Raw genomic sequence first — 18,151 nt, forward strand, 5'->3', positions numbered from 1 at the left:
GATCGATGAAGAAAACGCTCAAGATGTCCGTTGCTAGCGCTGTCGTCGGCAGCGCGATCGCGCTCGGGGCCGCGCTTCCGGCGCAAGCCGCGACCGAACACTACTCGCCGTACTATCCGACTGCTGCCGCGTGTGGCACGGCGATGGCAAGCCAGCAGCGAGCGGGACGACCCGTCAACGGCTGCTACTCCATCGTGATCCCCGGCGCGGGCGTGTGGGTGCCGCAGTACTACTTCATCTACTACACCTGATCGCTCACGGTTGGCGGTTCGATGCGCAGGAGGCCAGCCCTCTTGCGCATCGTTCGCTCTTGCCACGAATTCCACGCAAGGAAACGCGAAATGTGTTCGAAACCTGCAGGAAAAGCAGCGTTTCACGCGCAAATTAGTGTGATGGATGCGCCCGAGTGCTGAGGTATGCTCCCCATACCTCCTGCACCCCTCTGCACACAGGAAGAAGGACCATCACCATCATGCGTATCCGATCCGTGGCCCCGGTGGCCGCACTCGCCGCAGTGGCCGCCCTGGCGCTCACCGGCTGTGTCGACAACTCCACCCCGTCCAGCAGCGGCACCTCGACGTCGAGCGCCGCGGCGATCGACGTCAAGAAGGACGACGCCCTCGCGGCGTCGCTGCCCGAGAAGATCAAGTCGGCCGGCAAGCTCGTCGTCGGCATGGACAACACGTACCCGCCGAACGAGTACAAGGATGACGCCGGACAGCCGGTCGGCTGGGAGGTCGACCTGACCAACGCCATCGCGTCCAAGCTCGGCGTGAAGGTCGAGTTCGCGATCGCGAAGTTCGACAACATCATCCCGTCGGTCGCGGGCGGCAAGGACGACTTCGGCATGTCGTCGTTCACCGACACCACCGAGCGTGAGCAGCAGGTCGACTTCGTCAACTACTACACGGCCGGAATCTCGTGGGCCTCGGCTAAGGGCAAGACGGTCGACCCCGACAACGCCTGCGGACTCAAGGTCGCCGTCCAGTCGACGACTGTCGAGGACACGGAGGAGGTGCCCGCGAAGTCGAAGGCGTGCACGGACGCAGGCAAGGACGCGATTCAGATCCTCCGCTACGACACGCAGGACGATGCGACCAACGCGGTCATCCTCGGCAAGGCGGACGCGCTCAGTGCAGACTCTCCGGTGACTGCCTACGCGATTTCGAAGACGGACGGCAAGCTGCAGGCCGCGGGCAAGGCGTTCGAGGTCGCCCCGTACGGTCTCCCGGTCGCCAAGGGCTCCGCGCTGACGCCGGTGCTGCAGAAGACGGTGCAGGCGCTCATCGACGACGGCACCTACGGCAAGATCCTGGACAAGTGGGGCGTCTCCGACGGGGCCGTCACGACCGCCGAGGTCAACGCCGCCTCGAAGGGCTGACCCGAATGTCCCAGGGCACTCCTGGCCGACCGGCGGCGGGGACGACCCCGCCGCCGGCCGGCGCCCCGGCCTCCGAGCCGATCAAGGCCGTCAAGCTCAAGCACCCGTGGCGGATCGTCTTCGCCGTCGTGCTCATCCTCGTCCTCGTCTGGTTCCTCGTCGATGCGGCGCAGCGCAGCGCCTACGGCTGGGAGTACGTCGGCAAGTACGTCTTCGACAAGCGCATCAGCGCCGCTGCGCTGGTCACCCTCCAGCTGACCATCTACTCGATGGTCATCGGCGTCGCCCTGGGCCTGGTGCTCGCGGTGATGCGCCTCTCGCCGAACCCGGTCGTGAAGTCGATCGCCTGGCTGTACCTGTGGATCTTCCGCGGGACGCCGGTGTACGTGCAGCTCGTCTTCTGGGGCCTGTTCTCACTCATCTACCCGCAGCTGGTGCTGGGGGTGCCGTGGACCGAGTTCCACGTCACCTTCGACCTCGGGTTCATGCAGAACGCGTTCATCATCGCCGTCATCGGCCTCGCGCTGAACGAGGCCGCGTACATGGCGGAGATCGTGCGCGCGGGCCTGCTCTCGGTCGACGAGGGCCAGGAGGAGGCGGCGACCGCGCTCGGCATGTCGTGGTGGCAGACGATGACCCGCATCGTCATCCCGCAGGCGATGCGCGTGATCATCCCGCCGACCGGCAACGAGGTGATCTCGATGCTGAAGACCACGTCGCTGGTGGCGGCCATCCCGCTGACCACGGACCTGTACGGGGTGGCCCGTGACATCTCCGCGGTGACATACACCCCGGTGCCGCTGCTGATCGTCGCATCGCTGTGGTACCTGCTGTTCACGTCCATCCTGATGATCGGGCAGTACTTCCTGGAGAAGCGCTTCTCGCGGGGCGTCAACGCCCGCCGCCCGGAGAACCGGGAGCCGGCGCTCGCCACGGGCGCCCTGCCGGCCACGGGAGCACCGGACGGCAATGACCTCGGAGGCAAGGGATGACCGACATCAACGCAGCCACGTCCGCGACGCCCATGGTCCTCGCCGAGGGCGTCTCGAAGAGCTTCGGCTCCAACGAGGTGCTCAAGAGCATCTCGCTCTCGGTCAAGCCGGGGGAGGTGCTCTGCATCATCGGACCCTCCGGCTCGGGCAAGTCCACCTTCCTGCGCTGCATCAACCACCTCGAGCGGGTGGACGCGGGCCGGCTGTCGGTCGACGGGCAGGTGGTCGGCTACCGCCAGCACGGCGACAAGCTCTTCGAGCTCAAGCCGAAGGAGGCCGCGAAGCAGCGTCGGGAGATCGGGATGGTGTTCCAGCGCTTCAACCTGTTCCCCCACATGACCGCCCTCGAGAACATCATCGAGGCGCCCATCCGCGTCAAAGGACTGCCCAAGGCGCGGGCCGTGGAGCGGGCGAAGGAGCTGCTGGCGCGCGTCGGCCTGAGCGACAAGGGCGACCACTACCCGTCGCAGCTGTCGGGCGGCCAGCAGCAGCGCGTGGCCATCGCTCGTGCCCTGGCGATGGACCCGAAGCTGATGCTCTTCGACGAGCCCACCTCGGCGCTCGACCCCGAGCTCGTCGGCGAGGTGCTCGACGTGATGAAGGGGCTGGCGCAGTCCGGCATGACGATGGTCGTCGTCACCCACGAGATGGGCTTCGCGCGCGAGGTCGCGGACGAGCTGGTCTTCATGGACGGCGGCGTTGTCGTCGAGTCGGGCGACCCGCGGGAGGTGCTCGCGAACCCGCAGCACCAGCGGACGCAGACGTTCCTCTCGAAGGTGCTCTGACACACCGTCCCCGGCCCCGTCCGCCGTCTTCACGATTCGCGGGCGGGGCTCGCGGGCCGCTAGCATCGCGGGATGAGCGATGAGGCGGGGGAGCGCGGGCGCCGGTCCGTCGTGCTGATCACCGGCGTGGGGCGGGCGCGGAGCATCGGAGCCGCCATCGCCCTCGACCTGGCCGTGGCGCACGATGTCGCGTTCTCGTACTGGGACGGGTACGACGCGACCATGCCGTTCGGGAGCGAGCCGGAGTTCCACGCCGAGCTCGCGGAGCGGATGCGGGCCCTCGGCGCGCGCGTGCTGCCTCTGGAGGCCGACCTGGCCGATCCGGCCACACCGGCCGCCCTGATCGCGCGGGTGCGGGACGAACTCGGCCCGGTGCGCGCGCTCGTGCTGAGCCACGCGCACTCGGTGGACAGCGGCATCCTGGACACCTCGGTCGCAGCCTTCGACGCCCACTTCGCCGTCAACACCCGCGCGAGCTGGCTGCTCATCAAGGCGTTCGCGGAGAACTACGCGGGCCCGCACGGGTGGGGTCGGATCGTGGCGCTAACCAGCGACCACACCGCCCACAACCTCCCGTACGGGGCGAGCAAGGGCGCTCTCGACCGCATCGTGCAGGCGGCGGCCGTCGAGCTGGCGCCGCAGAGCATCACGGCGAACCTCGTCAATCCGGGCCCGATCGACACCGGCTGGATGACCCCCGAGCTCGCCGCCGACCTCGCGGCCGAGACCGCTCTCGGCCGCCTCGGCACCCCGCACGACACCGCCGACCTCGTGAGCTTCCTGCTCTCGGCCGCCGGCGGCTGGATCAACGGCCAGCTCCTCCACTCCAACGGAGGCTTCCACCTCCCCGTATAAGCCTCGAGACGCCGCGAAATCGGGTCGGATCCACCCAGGCGGCCGATTGTGGGCCGCCTCGGGACTAGCCGGCGAGGACTTTGCGGATGCGCTGGAGGGAGACGGACTCGGCGGTCCCGAGGGACTGGGCGAACAGCGAGACGCGGAACTCCTCGAGCATCCAGCGCGCGTGCACGAGGTGGGGCGGGCTGTGCGGGGCGAGCGGGATGCGCCCGCCGGCGTCCGTGTACAGCGCCACCGCGGTCTCCACCTGGGTCTGCCACGCACGGTCGCGGCCCGGATTCACCGGGAGCGCCTGGATGCGCTGGCTGATGCCGGCGAGGTAGCGCGGCAGGTGCCGCAGCTGCTCCAGCCCGGTCGCCGAGACGAAGCCGGGATAGACCAGGCCGGCCAGCTGCGCCTTCGCGTCATTGAGGGAGGCGAGGAATACGAGCGACGTGGCGCCGCCGATCGCCTTCTCCGCCGCCCGCGCCGCGGTGAGGATGCGGGTGACCAGCGCGACGGTCTCGAACATCGCGTCCATCACGATGCCCGAGACGCGGTCGCGCACGGCCTCGAACTCGGCGCGCATGAAGACCTGTCCGTCCGGCTTCATCCGGTAGAGGACCGAGTCGATGACCGCGAGCAGGCAGTCGTCGAAGAGCGCCTTCGTATTCGGGTAGGGGCTCGCGGCGAGCGTCAGCTTCTCGTTCGCGGTGAGGTGCTGCTGCACGTACGCGACGGGCGAGGGGATGCTTGCGAGCAGCAGCCGCCGCACGCCGCCGGGCATGGCTCTCGCCTGATCCGCCGGGGTGCTCATCAGCTGGATGGACACGCTCTGACCGTCGTCTACGAGCGCGGGGTAGGCGCGGATGGTGTTGGACGAGCCTCCGGGGCCTTCGTGCGTGCTGTCGAGGAAGCGCGGGAGCTCGTCGAGGTCCCAGGTCGTGAGCCCGGTGCGCTCGATCGCGTCCGGTGTGCGGGCCTCGGCCACCCGCGCCACCGAGTCCCGGGCGCGCGACCGCAGACGCTCCTGCAGCGCGCCGAGGTCTTTGCCGCTCGCGAGGGCGCGGCCGCGCTCTCCGATCACCTGGAACGTCGGCCGCAGGTGCGCCGGGAGCCGCTCGGTGTCGAAGTCCGTCCCGCTGACCCGCGAGCCGGTGAGGCGTGAGATCGTCGCCGCGAGGGTGTCGGTGAGGGAGGCCGCCGGGCGCTCGCCCTCGTGGGCGCGCATCCCCGTGGTGGTCGAGAGCTCGCCGAGTAGGCGCTGCGCCCAGTCGGCCGCGGGCACCACCTGCCGACGGATCGCCTTCGGCAGCGACTTGATGAGCGCCGTGACCAGTTCGTGCCGCAGACCGGGCACCTGCCAGTCGAAGCCGTCGGGGAGCAGCCCGGCGAGCAGCGGCAGCGGCACCTGCACGGTCACCCCGTCGTCCTCCGCGCCCGGCTCGAAGCGGTAGCGCAGGGTGAGGCGCTGGTCGCCCTGGCGCCAGACCGGCGGGAAGGCCTGCTCGTCGACCTCGGCCGCATCCTCGTCGAGGAGCGACTCCGGGGTCATGGTGAGCAGGTCGGGGGTCTCGTTCCGCGCCTTCTTCCACCAGCCCTCGAAGGTGCGGGTGGAGACGATGTCGGCCGGGATGCGCGCGTCGTAGAACTCGAAGACGGTCTCGTCGTCGTTCAGGATGTCGCGCCGCCGGGTGCGTTCCTCCAGCTCGCGCAGCTCTGCGCGAAGCTTCCGGTTCGCCCGGTCGAACGCCTGGTGGGAGTCCCACTCGCCGTCGACGAGCGCGTGCCGGATGAACAGCTCCCGCGACAGCGGTGCGTCGATCCGGGAGTACTGCACGCGCCGGCGCGGGATGATCGGCACCCCGAACAGTGTGACCTTCTCGAACGCGACGACGGAGCCCTGGTTCTTCTCCCAGTGCGGCTCGCTGTACTGCCGCTTGCAGAGGTCGCCGGCGATCGGCTCGGCCCAGGCCGGATCGATGGCGGCGTTCATCCGGGCGAAGAGGCGGCTGGTCTCGACCAGCTCGGCGCTCATCAGCGCGTTCGGCTGCTTCTTGGCCAGGGTGGAGCCGGGGAAGATCACGAACCGGGCCTGGCGGGCGCCGAGGTACTCGGACTGGCGGGTGCGCGCCCCGCCCTTGTTGCCCGACTCGCGCTGATCCTTCAGCCCGATGTGCGACAGCAGCCCGGCGAGCAGCGAGCGGTGGATGCCGTCGGGGTTCACCGACGCCTCGCCGATGGTCAGCCCGAGCGGCTTGGCCAGCTGACGCAGCTGCCGGTAGACGTCCTGCCACTCGCGCACCCGGAGGAAGTTGAGATACTCGGCCTTGCAGAGCCGGCGGAACGCGCTCGACGACAGCTCCTTCTGCTGCTCCTCGAGGTAGTTCCAGAGGTTGAGGAGGGTGAGGAAGTCGCTCGTCGGGTCGGCGAAGCGCGCGTGCTTCTCGTCGGCGCTGCCGCGCTTCTCGACGGGGCGTTCGCGCGGGTCCTGGATGGTGAGCCCGGCGACGATCGCCATCACCTCGCGGGAGGTCCCGTGCCGCTTCGACTCGACGACCATCCGCGCGAAGCGGGGATCGATCGGGAGCAGGGCGAGAGAGCGGCCGACCTTCGTGAGCGCCGGGTCGCCACCGCGCGCGGTCGTGATCGCGCCGAGTTCGGTCAGCAGGTCGAGGCCGTCCTTGATGCCGCGGGAGTCCGGCGGCGTGAGGAACGGGAAGGCCGCGATGTCGCCGAGCCCGAGCGAGATCATCTGCAGGATGACCGCCGCGAGGTTGGTGCGCAGGATCTCCGGCTCGGTGAACTCCGGGCGCTTCTCGAAGTCCTCCTGCGAGTAGAGCCGGATCGCGATGCCGTCGCTGGTGCGGCCGGAGCGCCCGGAACGCTGGTTGGCGCTGGCCTGCGAGACCGCCTCGATCGGGAGGCGCTGTACTTTGGCGCGCGTGCTGTACCTGCTGATGCGGGCCGTCCCCGCGTCCACCACGTACTTGATCCCGGGCACGGTGAGGCTGGTCTCGGCGACATTGGTGGCGAGCACGACGCGGCGACGCACGCCCGGCGTCGACGAGGGCTGGAAGACGCGGTGCTGCTCGGCGGCCGAGAGCCGGCCGTACAGCGGGAGCACCTCCGTGCCGGGGAGACTGCGGCCGCGGATGGCGTCGGCCGCGTCCCGGATCTCGTTCTCGCCCGAGAGGAAGACCAGCACATCGCCCGGTGCCTCGCGAGCCAGCTCGTCGAGGGCGTCGTTGATGCCCTGCAGGTAATCGCGGTCCGCTGCGGGAACCGGATCCGGGTCGTCCTCGTCCTCCATCGCCTCCGCGACCAGCGGCCGGTAGCGGATCTCGACCGGGAAGGTGCGTCCCGACACCTCGACGATCGGTGCGGGCGTGCCGTCGGCCGCCGCGAAGTGCGCCGCGAAGCTCTCCGGGTCGATGGTCGCCGAGGTGATGATCACCTTCAGGTCGGGGCGCTTCGGCAGCAGCTCGCGCAGGTAGCCGAGCAGGAAGTCGATGTTGAGGCTGCGTTCGTGCGCCTCGTCGATGATGATGGTGTCGTACTTGCGCAGCAGCCGGTCGCGGTGGATCTCGTTGAGCAGGATGCCGTCGGTCATCAGCTTGATGCGGGTGTCGGCGGAGACCCGGTCCGTGAACCGCACCTGGTAGCCCACCAGCTCGCCGACCGACTGGCCGAGCTCCTCGGCGATACGCTCGGCGATCGTGCGCGCGGCGATCCGGCGCGGCTGGGTGTGGCCGATCGAGGTGCGGCCCAGCTCCAGGCAGATCTTCGGCAGCTGCGTCGTCTTGCCCGAGCCGGTCTCGCCGGCCACGATCACGACCTGGCTCTCGCGGATGGCGCGCGCGATGTCATCCCGCTTCTGGCTGACCGGCAGCTCGGGCGGGAACGTGATGCGGGGGAGGGCGGAGGTCGCAGACATGAGCCCTCCAGTCTATCGCCGTGAGCGGCGGCGCGACGGGGCGAGACGGCGGCGCCCACGGCGGCACAGCGGCACTTCGCAGCATCCTCGGCGGATAGGTGCTGTAGGTTGCCCTCACCCGGCCCTTGTCAACGTCGATGAAGGAGACCCCATGAGCCACGGTTTCGCCACCATGTCCGTCGCGAGCATCCTCGCCGAGACGGCGCATCGCATGCCCGACAATGTCGCGCTGATCTTCCAGGGGCAGGAGCTCCGCTACGCCGATCTCTGGGAGCAGACCACGCGGTACGCGGGAGCGCTGCGCGCCCGCGGGATCGGCCCGGGGGATCGGGTGGCGCTGATGATCCCGAACGTCCCCGACTTCCCGCGCGCCTATTACGGCGTGCTCGCGCTGGGCGCATCCGTGGTCCCGGTCCACGCGCTCCTCAAGGCGGAGGAGATCGAGTACGTGCTGCGCGACTCGGGCGCCGCCCTGCTGATCTGCGCCGCGCCGTTGCTGGCAGAGGGTGCGAAGGGCGCCGCGCTGGCGGGCGTTCCGACCCTCTCGGTGCTGGTGCCCGACGACCTCGTCGAGCAGCTGCCGTTCCCGCGGCTGGAGGTGGAGGCAGCGGCTGCGGAGCCGATCGACACCTACCTCCCGCGCGACCCGTTCGACACGGCGACCATCCTCTACACCAGCGGCACGACCGGCAAGCCGAAGGGGGCGGAGGGCTGCCACTTCTCGCTCATCGAGCAGGTGAACGTGCTCCTGGCGGAGGCGCTGGACGTGCTGCCGACGGACCGCATCCTGGGCTGCCTCCCGCTGTTCCACACCTTCGGCCAGACCTGCGTGATGAACCTGGGCTTCCGTGCCGGAGCCGCCGTCGTCCTCGTGCCGAAGTTCGACCCGGCGACCGCCCTCGACCTGCTCAACGAGCACGCCTGCACGATCATGACCGGCGTGCCGACCATGTACATCGCCCTGCTGGAGGCCGCGAAGTCCAACCCGGAGCGACCGCCGCTGCGGTACGGGATGAGCGGCGGCGCGGCCATCCCCGTCGCGGTCATCGAGCGGATGAAGGAGGTCTACGGCATCGACGTCCACGAAGGGTACGGCCTGACCGAGACCTCCCCGGTCGCCTCTTTCAACCACCGCGGCCGTCCGACCCGCGTCGGCACCGTCGGTACGCCGATCTGGGGCGTCGACGTCGACATCGCCGACGCCGAGGTCGACGACCGCATCGAGCTGCTGCCCCGCGGCGAGCTCGGCGAGATCGTCGTGCGCGGCCACAACCTCATGAAGGGCTACCTCAACCTCCCGCAGGCCGACGCGGAGGCGGTCGTCGACGGCTGGTTCCGCACCGGCGACCTCGGCACCAAGAGCGAGGACGACTACATCACCATCGTCGACCGCAAGAAGGACATGATCGTCCGCAACGGCTACAACGTCTACCCGCGCGAGGTGGAGGAGGTACTCTCGACCCATCCGGCCGTCGCACTGGTCGCCGTCTTCGGCGTCGCCCACGACACGCACGGCCAGGAGGTCATGGCCGCGGTGACGCTGATGCCCGGCGCCGAGACGACCGGCGACGACCTGATCGCCTTCTCGCAGGAGCACGTCGCGGCCTACAAGTTCCCGCGCCGCGTGGAGATCCTGGAGGCGCTGCCCCTCGGCCCGAGCGGCAAGGTGCTGAAGCGCGAGTTGGTGGCGCGGTTCGAGAGCGCCGCCGTGTGAGTCGGCGGCAGCGGAGGAGATCTCACCCCATTCGCCCGGGAACTCCTCCGCTGCCCGGCACGGCACGTCGCGACGGCCGGAATCTCCTCCGCTGGACCCGCCCTACGACGCCGTGTCCATCGTCCGCAGACGCACCGACGAGTGGAGGTAGAACGCCGCGAGCGCCGCGTAGCAGACGCACGCGACGGTGGGGATGAAGGAGCTCTCCGGACGGCTGGCCAGGGCCCCGACGCCCGAGACGAAGGCCGCCCCGGCCAGCCCGCCGCCGATCCAGAAACCGGCGGCGGGCTTGGCGGTCGCGCGCCACCAGGCGCGCGGGTCCTCGCGATTCTCCTCGGCGCCGCGGAACGTGCGGACGCCGAAGGCGACGTAGAGGAGGTTGAGGGCCGCCACGATGAGCACGTCGACCGTCTGGTCGACGAGCTGCTGGAACACGAACACGTTGAGCGCCAGCAGCAGTCCGTAGCCGCCGATGACGTAGGCGATCTTGCCCGTCACCGTCGTGATCCTCAGCTTCACGTGGGAGAGCCTATCCGCCGTGGCCCCGGGATCCGGTCAGTTGACCTCGTTGGGGTGCGCGCTCACGCGGCCCTCCCGCTCGAGACCGGTGATGGCGGCCACCTCGGCGTCGGTCAGCTCGAAATCGAAGACGTCGAAGTTCTCGGCCATGCGCTCGCGGCGGTTCGACTTCGGGAACACGATGTTGCCGGTCTGCAGGTGCCAGCGGATGACGACCTGCGCGGGCGTCTTGCCGTGGGCCTCGGCGGCGCCGGCGACCTCGGGCAGCTCGAAGAGCGGGTATTTTCCCTGCCCGAGCGGGCCCCACGCCTCGATCTCGATGCCGTGCTCGCGCGAGAAGGCGGTGACGGCGGGCTGCTGGTGGGCGGGGTGCAGCTCGATCTGGTTGACGGCTGGCACGACGTCGGTGTTCGCGAGCAGCTTCTCCAGGTGCGGCACGAGGAAGTTCGAGACGCCGATCGCCTTGGCGCGGCCGGAGGCGTAGATGGTCTCGAGCGACTTCCAGGCCTCGACGAAGGTGTCCTTCTCCGGGGTGGGCCAGTGGATGAGGTACAGGTCGACGTAGTCCAGCCCGAGCTTCTCGAGGGACTCGTCGAAGGCGGCCTGCGCGTCGGTCTGGCGGTCGTTCCAGAGCTTGGTGGTCACGAAGAGCTCGTCGCGGGCGATGCCGGAGGCGGCGAGAGCGTCGCCCACGCCCTTCTCGTTGCCGTAGATGGCGGCGGTGTCGATGTGGCGGTAGCCGACCTCGAGCGCGTCGGTGACGATCCGCGTCGTCTCGGCCGGGTCGACCTTGAAGACGCCGAAGCCCAGCTGCGGGATGGTGGTTCCGTTGTTGAGGGTCAGGGTCGGAGTATTTGCGTTTGCAACCATATCGACAACGCTACCAGCCGCCCCGACCGCGGTCACCGGTCGTAGGGTGTGGCCATGGCGAATCGACTGCGGGACGCGATCAGCCCCTACCTGCGTGCGCACGCGGACAATCCGGTCGACTGGTGGCCGTGGGGCCCGGAGGCCCTCGCGGAGGCGAGACGGCGGGATGTCCCGGTGCTCCTCTCCATCGGCTACGCCACCTGCCACTGGTGCCACGTGATGGCACGCGAGAGCTTCTCCGACCCCGCGCTCGCCGCCGATCTCAACGCGCGGTTCGTCGCCATCAAGGTCGACCGGGAGGAGCATCCCGAGGTCGACGCCGCCTACCTCTCCGCCGCGAGCGCCTTCACGGAGAATCTCGGATGGCCGCTCACCGTCTTCGCGACGCCGACCGGCCGCGCGTTCTTCGCCGGCACCTACTTCCCGCCGATCCCGGTGGACGGACGGGCCTCGTTCCGCCAGGTGCTGGACGCGGTCGCGGACGCGTGGCAGCAGCGTCGCTCCCAGGTCGAGGCCGACGCGGGCCGGGTCGTCGCCGCTCTCGCCGCGGCGTCGGCGGCGGCCACCTCGGCCCACGATCTCCCGGACGGCCGAGAGCTGGACGCGGCCGTCGCGCTGCTGACCGAGGCGGAGGATGCCCGGTACGGCGGATTCGGCACGGCGCCGAAGTTCCCCGTGGCGCCCGTGCTCGGCTTCCTGCTCGAGCGGCCGGCGGGCCGTCCGCTCGCGCACCGCACGCTGCAGAAGATGGCGGACTCCCCGCTCCGCGACCGGGTCGACGGCGGCTTCTTCCGGTACGCGACGCGTCGCGACTGGGGCGAGCCCCACTACGAGCGGATGCTGTACGACAACGCCCTCCTGCTCGACGCCTACGCGACCGCGTGGCTGCAGACCGGCGAGCCCTGGGCGGAGCGCACCGCCGACGGGATCGCGGCCTTCCTGCTGGGAGTACTCCGCCGCCCGGGCGGCGGTTTCGCGTCTGCTCAGGACTCGGAGAGCACCATCGACGGCGCCCGTGTCGAAGGCGAGTACTACCGCCGGTCCCCGGCGGAGCGGGGCTCGCTGGAGGCGCCGCCCGTCGACGCGAAGGTGCTCACCGGGTGGAACGGATTCGCCATCGGGGCGCTGGCCCGCGCGGCGCGCATCCTGAACCGTCCCGCCTGGATCGTCGCCGCGACGGAGGCTGCCTCGCTGCTGCTGGGGCGTCACCGTCGTGCCGACGGCACTCTGGTGCGCGTGTCGCTCGGCGAGCGGATCTCGGCGGCGGAGGCCACCCTGGAGGACTACGGGGCGTTGGCGGACGGGCTGCTCGAGCTGTCCCTCGTCTCCGGTGATCCGGCGTGGGCGGATGCTGCGCGCGATCTCGTCGACCTCTGCCTCGACGCCGGCGGGGCCGCGGGAGGCTCATCTCCGTTCGAGGCACCCGGCGGCGGAGACCCGGTGCTGGCTGCCAGCGGCCTCGCCGTGCGGGTGGATCCGTCCGAGGGCGCGTATCCGTCCGGGCTGTCCTCGCTCGCCGGCGCGGCGCACACGCTCTTCCTCCTCACCGGCGAGCGCCGCTACGAGCGCGCCGCCCGCGAGGGGATGCGGCTGGTCGCGGGCCAGGCCGTCCTCACCCCGAGCGGGTTCGGCGCCGCGCTCGGCCTGATGTCGCGCCTGGCCGCCGACGCGATCCAGCTCGTCGTGGTGCTGCCCGCGGGGGACGACCCGACCGCGCACCCCTCCGGACCGGCCGACCCTGCCGGGCTGCTGCGCGCGGTGCGGACGCATCCGGCACCGGTGGTCGCGATCGTCGGCGAGTCCGCGGCCGCGGCCTTCGCCGACGACGGCTTCGAGCTCTTCGCCGCCCGAACCGCCCACGGCGGCCTGCCCACCGCGTACCTCTGCCACGACTTCGTCTGCAGGCTCCCGGTCACCGACCCGGCCGCGCTCGCCGTCTGAGCCCTGCGGACTCCCGCCACCGTGCGGCGATTCCGGAGGTTTCTCTGCACGGGCGCCCGAACTCCGGAGCAACGGCGAACGCAGCGGCGTGTCGCGCGACATCTCCGGAAACGCCGGCGGGGCGCTATGCGCGCTCGAGCTTGTCGAGCATGCCCCAGACGGCTTCGCTCAGCTCGGGATGCTCCAGGGCGATGCGGCGGAGCACGGTGTACTCGAAGCGCGTGAACACGTCGCGACCGGCGGCGGGATGATGCGCCCGCGACTGCTGCTCGCCGAGATCGAACGCCTCGATGGCACCGGCCCGGAGGGAGATGACGACCTGTTCGTCGACGCTCGGGAGGTCGGGGATGAACTGCCAGGGATCCTCGCCCGCCCGGCAGCGGTGCTCGATGATCGCGGAGAGCTCGTCCTGCGCCTGCTGGCGCAGCACTTCGATACTTCGGGGAACGTATTCGGTCATGGACGACCTCCCTCCGCTGACGGTGGAACCGGCCTCGTCGCCGGTACGGTGCGTTCAGCCTAGACGGCAGCGCCGACCGTCGCGAATCGGGGAGTAACGAGGGGTCTACCGCGCGAGCGGGGGAGCCCTCGCGGCGGGTGCGGCCTCAATCCGTCCGCGACAGGAGGTACGCGTTCAGGTCCGCGGCGAGCGCGGCGTCGACGGGGTACTCGCGGTCGTCGAGCGCGTTGATCGGCGCGGCCTGGCGCACGCTGGAGACGAGCCAGAGCGCGTCGGCGGAGCGCAGCTCGTCGGCGGTGATGCGGCGGTACTCCGTCGGGTACCCGCGGTCTTCGAAGAACGCGAACACGGCGGCCTGCGTGGTACCGGCGAGGATGCCCTGGTCGGTCTGCGGGGTGCGGACGATGCCGTCGGCGAGCAGGACGACGTTCGACGTGGGCCCTTCGAGCGCGTAGCCGTCGGAACTGAGGAAGATCACGTCGTCCGCGCCGCGACGTGCCGCCTCTCGGCCAGCCGCTCGGTTGATCGCGTACGACAGGGTCTTGGCGCCGGCGAGCAGCCACGGCGAGGTCTCGGCGACGTCGTGCGGCCAGCCGCGGTCGAGCGTCACAACGCGGATGCCCCGGCGCTGCCGGGAGAAGTCCTCGCCCTCGTCGACGAACACCCAGCCGCTGGGCCGGCCTTCGCCCTCCACGCCGCGGGTGAGGATGAGCTTGGCGTACAGCTCGCCGTCGCCGCCGTTGCGCGACCGGTAGTCCGCGACTCCGGCGAGCACGGCCTCGCGCCACACAGTCGCGTCCGGCTCGGGAAGGTCGAGGAGCGCCGCCGAGTGGGCCAGTCGTCCGAGGTGCGGTTCGAGCGCCTGCGGGTGCCCGTCGATCACGGCGATCGTCTCGAACACCCCATCGCCGCGCGTGATGCCGAGGTCGGTGATGCGGACCTGCGGTGCGCCGACGTCGGCCAGGGCGTAGCCGGGGTCGCCGGCGGCGGGGTCGACACCGTGCTCGTCCGCCGAGGAGGGACGGGTCGGCGCGGTCACGGTCATGAGGGTCGCACGGGTCATCCATACATTGTCCACCGCTCCGCCGCGAACGACCGCTGCGGCTCGGGACGAGCGCGGTGTTTCGGGACGAGCGCGGGGCGGCGCCGCGCCGCGGACGTCCCGAACGCCAGCGATCGCGCGAGCGCCTCGCGGCCGTGCAGGGCGGGTCAGACGGTCTGCCGGATGCGGAAGCCGTCGTCGCCGTCCGTCGCCGCCTCCGAGACGTCCACGGCCCGCACGTCGGAGCCGGGAGGCCCCTGCCGCAGCCACGCGAGCATGCGGTCGACGCGCTCGTCCTCGCCTTCGACCTCCACCTCGACACTGCCATCGGCCCGGTTGCGCGCCCAGCCGGCGACGCCGAGCGTCTGCGCCTGTTCGCGCGCCGACCAGCGGAAGCCGACGCCCTGCACCGTCCCTGTCACGATCGCTCTCCTGCGGATCACACGCCCATTGTGCTCCTGCTTGAATGGTCCGGTGAGCTCACCCGCCGATCGTGCCGCGTCCGTCGCGGCCCTCCGTTCCGACCTGACCGCGGCCGGCTTCACCGTCGCCGCCCTCACCGACCTGTGGGGCGAGGAGGCGGCCGAGGCGTTGCACCGCGGCCAGCGGGTGCCGGCCGAGCGGGCGCTCGCCCGCCGTGAGCCCTCCGCCCTGGGCACGCTCGCGACGCTGTTCGTCCTGGGGCGCCCCCAGCCGGTCGCCGCGGCGGGCGACGCTCTCCCCGGCCTCGGGATCGACGGCGCGCGGGAGCTCGGACTCCTGCGCGTGGCCGACGGTACGGCGAGCCCGTCCGTGGATCTGCGCCCGTACGCGTTCGTCGACGTGCTCGGCGCGGCGGAGTGGTGGATCGTGTCCGACCTCGGTGAGCTCGCGCTGGGACATGCGCTCCCGGAGGATCATGTGCTCGGCGTCGGCGGGGCCTCGATGACCCTCAGCGGGCTCATGCTCCAGCGTCCGGCGCGCACGGCCCTCGACCTCGGCACCGGTTGCGGCATCCAGGCGCTGCACGCGCGGCGGCACGCCGAACGCGTCGTGGCCACCGACATCTCCGAGCGCGCCCTCGAGCTGGCCGCCCTGAACGCCGACCTCAACGACGTGGACGGCATCGAGTTCCGGCTCGGGAGCATGTTCGAGCCGGTGGCCGGGGAGCGCTTCGACCACATCGTCTCCAACCCGCCGTTCGTCATCACCCCGCGCGCCGACGGCGTGCCCGCCTACGAGTACCGCGACGGCGGGATGGTGGGGGACGCGCTCGTCGCCGCCTTCGTCGCCGGCTGCGGCGAGCACCTCGAGCCGGGCGGTGTCGCCCAACTGCTCGGCAACTGGGAGTACCACGGCTACGCCGACGCGCTCGAGCGCGTGCGTGGCTGGATCGACGCCTCCGCCGTCCCGCTCGACGCGTGGGTCATCGAGCGGGACACCGAAGACGCACCGGGCTACGCCGAGACGTGGATCCGGGACGGCGGGACCAAGCCGGGCACCGACGCCTTCGACCGCCTGCTCGCCGCCTGGCTCGACGACTTCGACGCCCGCGACGTGCGGCAGGTCGGCTTCGGCTACCTGCTGCTGCGCCGCTCCGAGGGCGCGCCGACCCTGCGTCGCTTCGAGCGCATCCACGGCTCCCTGGGCGCGAACGAGGCCGGACTCGGCGTCGCGCTGGACGCGGCGCTGGCGGCCCACGACCTGCAGGTCGCCCTCGACGACGGTGGGCTCGCCACCCTCCGGCTCGCGGTCGCCGGCGACGTGACCGAGGAGCGGCACCTCTGGCCCGGTGCGGACGCGCCGACCGCGATCCTGTTGCGCCAGGGCGGCGGCTTCGGCCGAACGGTCTCGGCGGACACCGGCCTCGCGGCCCTCGTCGGCGCGAGCGACGGCGAGCTGAGCGTCGGGGCGATCGTCGCCGCCCTCGCCCAGTTGCTCGAGGTGGACGAGGGGGCACTGCTGGCCGACCTGCTCCCGGCGGTGCGCGGGATGCTGGTCGACGGCCTCCTCACCGTCCCGGCCCAGGACTGAGGGTCAGCCCGCCGCCTTCTCCAGGAGGGCGGCGATGATCTTCTCGTCGGCGGCGGTCAGCTCGACGACCGCGAACGCCGTCGCCCACATGGTGCCCTCGTCGAGCTGCGCCGGGTCGTTGAAGCCGATCGTCGAGTAGCGCGCCGCGAACTTCGTCGCCGGCTGGAAGAACACGATGTTCTTTCCCTCCTTGGCGTAGGCGGGCATCCCGTACCAGGTCTTCGGCGCGAGGGCGGGCGCGTGCTCGGCGACCAGTTCGTGCAACCGCCGGGCGATCGCCTGCTCCTCCGGGGTCATCTCGGCGATCTTCGCCTCGACCTCGGCGGCGTCGGCGGCGGCCCGCTCCTCCTTCGAGAGCTTCTTCGACGCGCGCTTCGTCGTGATCTCCCGGGCGCGCTCCTTCATGGCGGCGCGCTCCTCGGCGGTGAAGCCGTCGGTGTCGTCCTTGGCGGGGCTCATGGCGTGTCCTCCTGGGGGTTCTGGTGAACCCAGCCTCCCGCATCCCGCTCCCGCACGCTTCTCGATTCCTGCTCACCCCTGCCGATTTGGACCACATGTCCGGTAAAGGCGTGCGAAAACCGACTTTTGGTCCACATCGCGCGATGCGTGGCGTGCTACCGCCCGCCCTCCCGCTTCCGGTGCCGCTGCGCCACCGCCTGCTCGCCGTACGGGTAGACCTCGGCGCGCGGGGCGCTCGCGTCGTCGAGGCGGCGGCGGAGGTCGTCGGGCAGGCGCACGTCGGCGGTGCGGAGGGTGTCGTCCAGCTGGTCGACGGTGCGGGCGCCGAGGATGACGGAGGTGACGCCCGGGCGGTCGGCCAGCCAGCGGAGGGCGACCTGCGCGGAGGTCGCGCCGAGCTCGTCGGCCACGGCCGCGAGGGCATCGACCACCTCCCAGGTGCGCGGGTCGGCGTTGCGGGCGTCCCAGGCCTCCATCCCGCGGGTCGGGTTCTCGCCGAGCCGCGTCGCGCCCGTCGGGCTCTCGTCGCGACGGTACTTGCCGCTGAGCCAGCCGCCGGCGAGGGGCGACCACGGCAGGAGGCCGAGTCCGGCGTCGAGGGCGGCCGGCACGATCTCGTGCTCGATGCCGCGGACGAGGAGGTTGTACTGCGGCTGCAGCGTGACGGGCGGGGACCAACCGTGCTCGGCGGCGATCCGCGCCGCCTTGGTCAGCTGCCAGCCGAGGTAGTTCGAGAAGCCGTAGTAGGAGATCTTCCCGGCCGAGACGGCGTCGTCGAGGAAGCGCAGGGTCTCCTCGAGCGGGGTGAGGCCGTCCCAGGCGTGCAGCTGGTAGAGGTCGATGTGGTCGGCGCCGAGGCGGCGGAGGGAGTCGTCGAGTGCGCGGCGCAGGTGGGTGCGCGAGAGGCCGAGGTCGTTCGGCCCGGCGCCCATGGGGAACCGCCCTTTGGTGGCGAGCACGATCTCGTCGCGGCGGCCGTGGTTGCGGGCGAGCCAGCGGCCGATGATCGATTCCGAGACGCCCGAACTGTAGACGTCCGCGGTGTCGACGAGGGTGCCGCCGCCCTCCAGGAAGTGGTCGAGGAGGGCGTGAGAGGTCGGCTCATCCGCCTCCGCCCCGAACGTCATGGTGCCGAGCGCGAGCTCCGACACCATCGTGCCGCTGTTTCCGAGGTTGCGAAGTTCCATGCGGCCGACGCTAG

General features: G+C 71.0%; 16 protein-coding genes. 8 read left to right on the top strand and 8 right to left on the bottom strand.

What is annotated here, in order from left to right:
• The first annotated feature begins 5 nt into the window (after positions 1 to 5).
• From LLS1_RS10665 to LLS1_RS10685, 5 genes are all read left to right on the top strand, one after another.
• The gene (locus LLS1_RS10665) at positions 6 to 251 is read left to right on the top strand and encodes a hypothetical protein (protein ID WP_223357581.1); all 246 of its coding nucleotides are present in this window, start codon (positions 6 to 8) and stop codon (positions 249 to 251) included.
• Between the two features lie 221 nt (positions 252 to 472).
• Positions 473 to 1,381: an ABC transporter substrate-binding protein gene (locus tag LLS1_RS10670; protein WP_223357580.1), complete on the top strand. Its 909-nt coding sequence runs from the start codon at positions 473 to 475 to the stop codon at positions 1,379 to 1,381.
• A 5-nt stretch (positions 1,382 to 1,386) separates the two neighbouring features.
• The gene (locus LLS1_RS10675) at positions 1,387 to 2,373 is read left to right on the top strand and encodes an amino acid ABC transporter permease (protein WP_226655401.1); all 987 of its coding nucleotides are present in this window, start codon (positions 1,387 to 1,389) and stop codon (positions 2,371 to 2,373) included.
• 32 nt (positions 2,374 to 2,405) lie between these two features.
• A complete protein-coding gene (locus tag LLS1_RS10680) occupies positions 2,406 to 3,158 on the top strand; it encodes an amino acid ABC transporter ATP-binding protein (RefSeq protein ID WP_223360990.1) in 753 nt (250 codons plus the stop codon).
• Between the two features lie 72 nt (positions 3,159 to 3,230).
• Positions 3,231 to 4,013, top strand: a complete 783-nt coding sequence (locus LLS1_RS10685; RefSeq protein ID WP_226655403.1) for an SDR family oxidoreductase — start codon at positions 3,231 to 3,233, stop codon at positions 4,011 to 4,013.
• Between the two features lie 64 nt (positions 4,014 to 4,077).
• On the opposite strand, the gene hrpA is transcribed toward LLS1_RS10685, so the two are convergent.
• On the bottom strand, positions 4,078 to 7,932 hold the full coding sequence (gene hrpA, locus LLS1_RS10690) for an ATP-dependent RNA helicase HrpA (RefSeq protein ID WP_226655405.1): 3,855 nt from the start codon (positions 7,930 to 7,932) through the stop codon (positions 4,078 to 4,080).
• Between the two features lie 151 nt (positions 7,933 to 8,083).
• Here hrpA and LLS1_RS10695 point away from each other — a divergent pair, with 151 nt between their 5' ends.
• On the top strand, positions 8,084 to 9,646 hold the full coding sequence (locus tag LLS1_RS10695) for a long-chain fatty acid--CoA ligase (RefSeq protein WP_226655407.1): 1,563 nt from the start codon (positions 8,084 to 8,086) through the stop codon (positions 9,644 to 9,646).
• 102 nt (positions 9,647 to 9,748) lie between these two features.
• Here LLS1_RS10695 and LLS1_RS10700 read toward each other — a convergent pair whose 3' ends face one another.
• Together LLS1_RS10700 and LLS1_RS10705 are read right to left on the bottom strand one after the other, a co-directional pair.
• A complete protein-coding gene (locus LLS1_RS10700) occupies positions 9,749 to 10,165 on the bottom strand; it encodes a hypothetical protein (protein ID WP_226655408.1) in 417 nt (138 codons plus the stop codon).
• Positions 10,166 to 10,201: 36 nt separating this feature from the next.
• Entirely contained in the window at positions 10,202 to 11,035 is an 834-nt protein-coding gene (locus LLS1_RS10705; protein ID WP_226655410.1) for an aldo/keto reductase, read from the bottom strand.
• Between the two features lie 54 nt (positions 11,036 to 11,089).
• On the opposite strand from LLS1_RS10705, the gene LLS1_RS10710 reads away from it, so the two are divergent.
• On the top strand, positions 11,090 to 12,976 hold the full coding sequence (locus LLS1_RS10710; RefSeq protein ID WP_226655412.1) for a thioredoxin domain-containing protein: 1,887 nt from the start codon (positions 11,090 to 11,092) through the stop codon (positions 12,974 to 12,976).
• A gap of 124 nt (positions 12,977 to 13,100) precedes the next feature.
• Here LLS1_RS10710 and LLS1_RS10715 read toward each other — a convergent pair whose 3' ends face one another.
• From LLS1_RS10715 to LLS1_RS10725, 3 genes are all read right to left on the bottom strand, one after another.
• Complete coding sequence (locus LLS1_RS10715) at positions 13,101 to 13,436, bottom strand: hypothetical protein (RefSeq protein WP_223357572.1); 336 nt, start codon at positions 13,434 to 13,436, stop codon at positions 13,101 to 13,103.
• 145 nt (positions 13,437 to 13,581) lie between these two features.
• A complete protein-coding gene (locus LLS1_RS10720) occupies positions 13,582 to 14,499 on the bottom strand; it encodes an aminodeoxychorismate lyase (protein ID WP_226655413.1) in 918 nt (305 codons plus the stop codon).
• Between the two features lie 146 nt (positions 14,500 to 14,645).
• Complete coding sequence (locus tag LLS1_RS10725; RefSeq protein WP_226655415.1) at positions 14,646 to 14,921, bottom strand: acylphosphatase; 276 nt, start codon at positions 14,919 to 14,921, stop codon at positions 14,646 to 14,648.
• A 31-nt stretch (positions 14,922 to 14,952) separates the two neighbouring features.
• Here LLS1_RS10725 and LLS1_RS10730 point away from each other — a divergent pair, with 31 nt between their 5' ends.
• On the top strand, positions 14,953 to 16,491 hold the full coding sequence (locus LLS1_RS10730) for a methyltransferase (protein WP_226655416.1): 1,539 nt from the start codon (positions 14,953 to 14,955) through the stop codon (positions 16,489 to 16,491).
• Positions 16,492 to 16,494: 3 nt separating this feature from the next.
• Here the strand turns inward: LLS1_RS10730 and LLS1_RS10735 are convergent, their stop codons facing one another.
• Both LLS1_RS10735 and LLS1_RS10740 read right to left on the bottom strand, forming a co-directional pair.
• Positions 16,495 to 16,950: an iron chaperone gene (locus LLS1_RS10735; protein WP_226655418.1), complete on the bottom strand. Its 456-nt coding sequence runs from the start codon at positions 16,948 to 16,950 to the stop codon at positions 16,495 to 16,497.
• A 155-nt stretch (positions 16,951 to 17,105) separates the two neighbouring features.
• On the bottom strand, positions 17,106 to 18,137 hold the full coding sequence (locus tag LLS1_RS10740; RefSeq protein ID WP_226655420.1) for an aldo/keto reductase: 1,032 nt from the start codon (positions 18,135 to 18,137) through the stop codon (positions 17,106 to 17,108).
• Between the last annotated feature and the right edge of the window lie 14 nt (positions 18,138 to 18,151).

The sequence above is a fragment of the Leifsonia sp. LS1 genome, assembly GCF_020521355.1.
Taxonomy (GTDB): Bacteria; Actinomycetota; Actinomycetes; order Actinomycetales; family Microbacteriaceae; genus Leifsonia.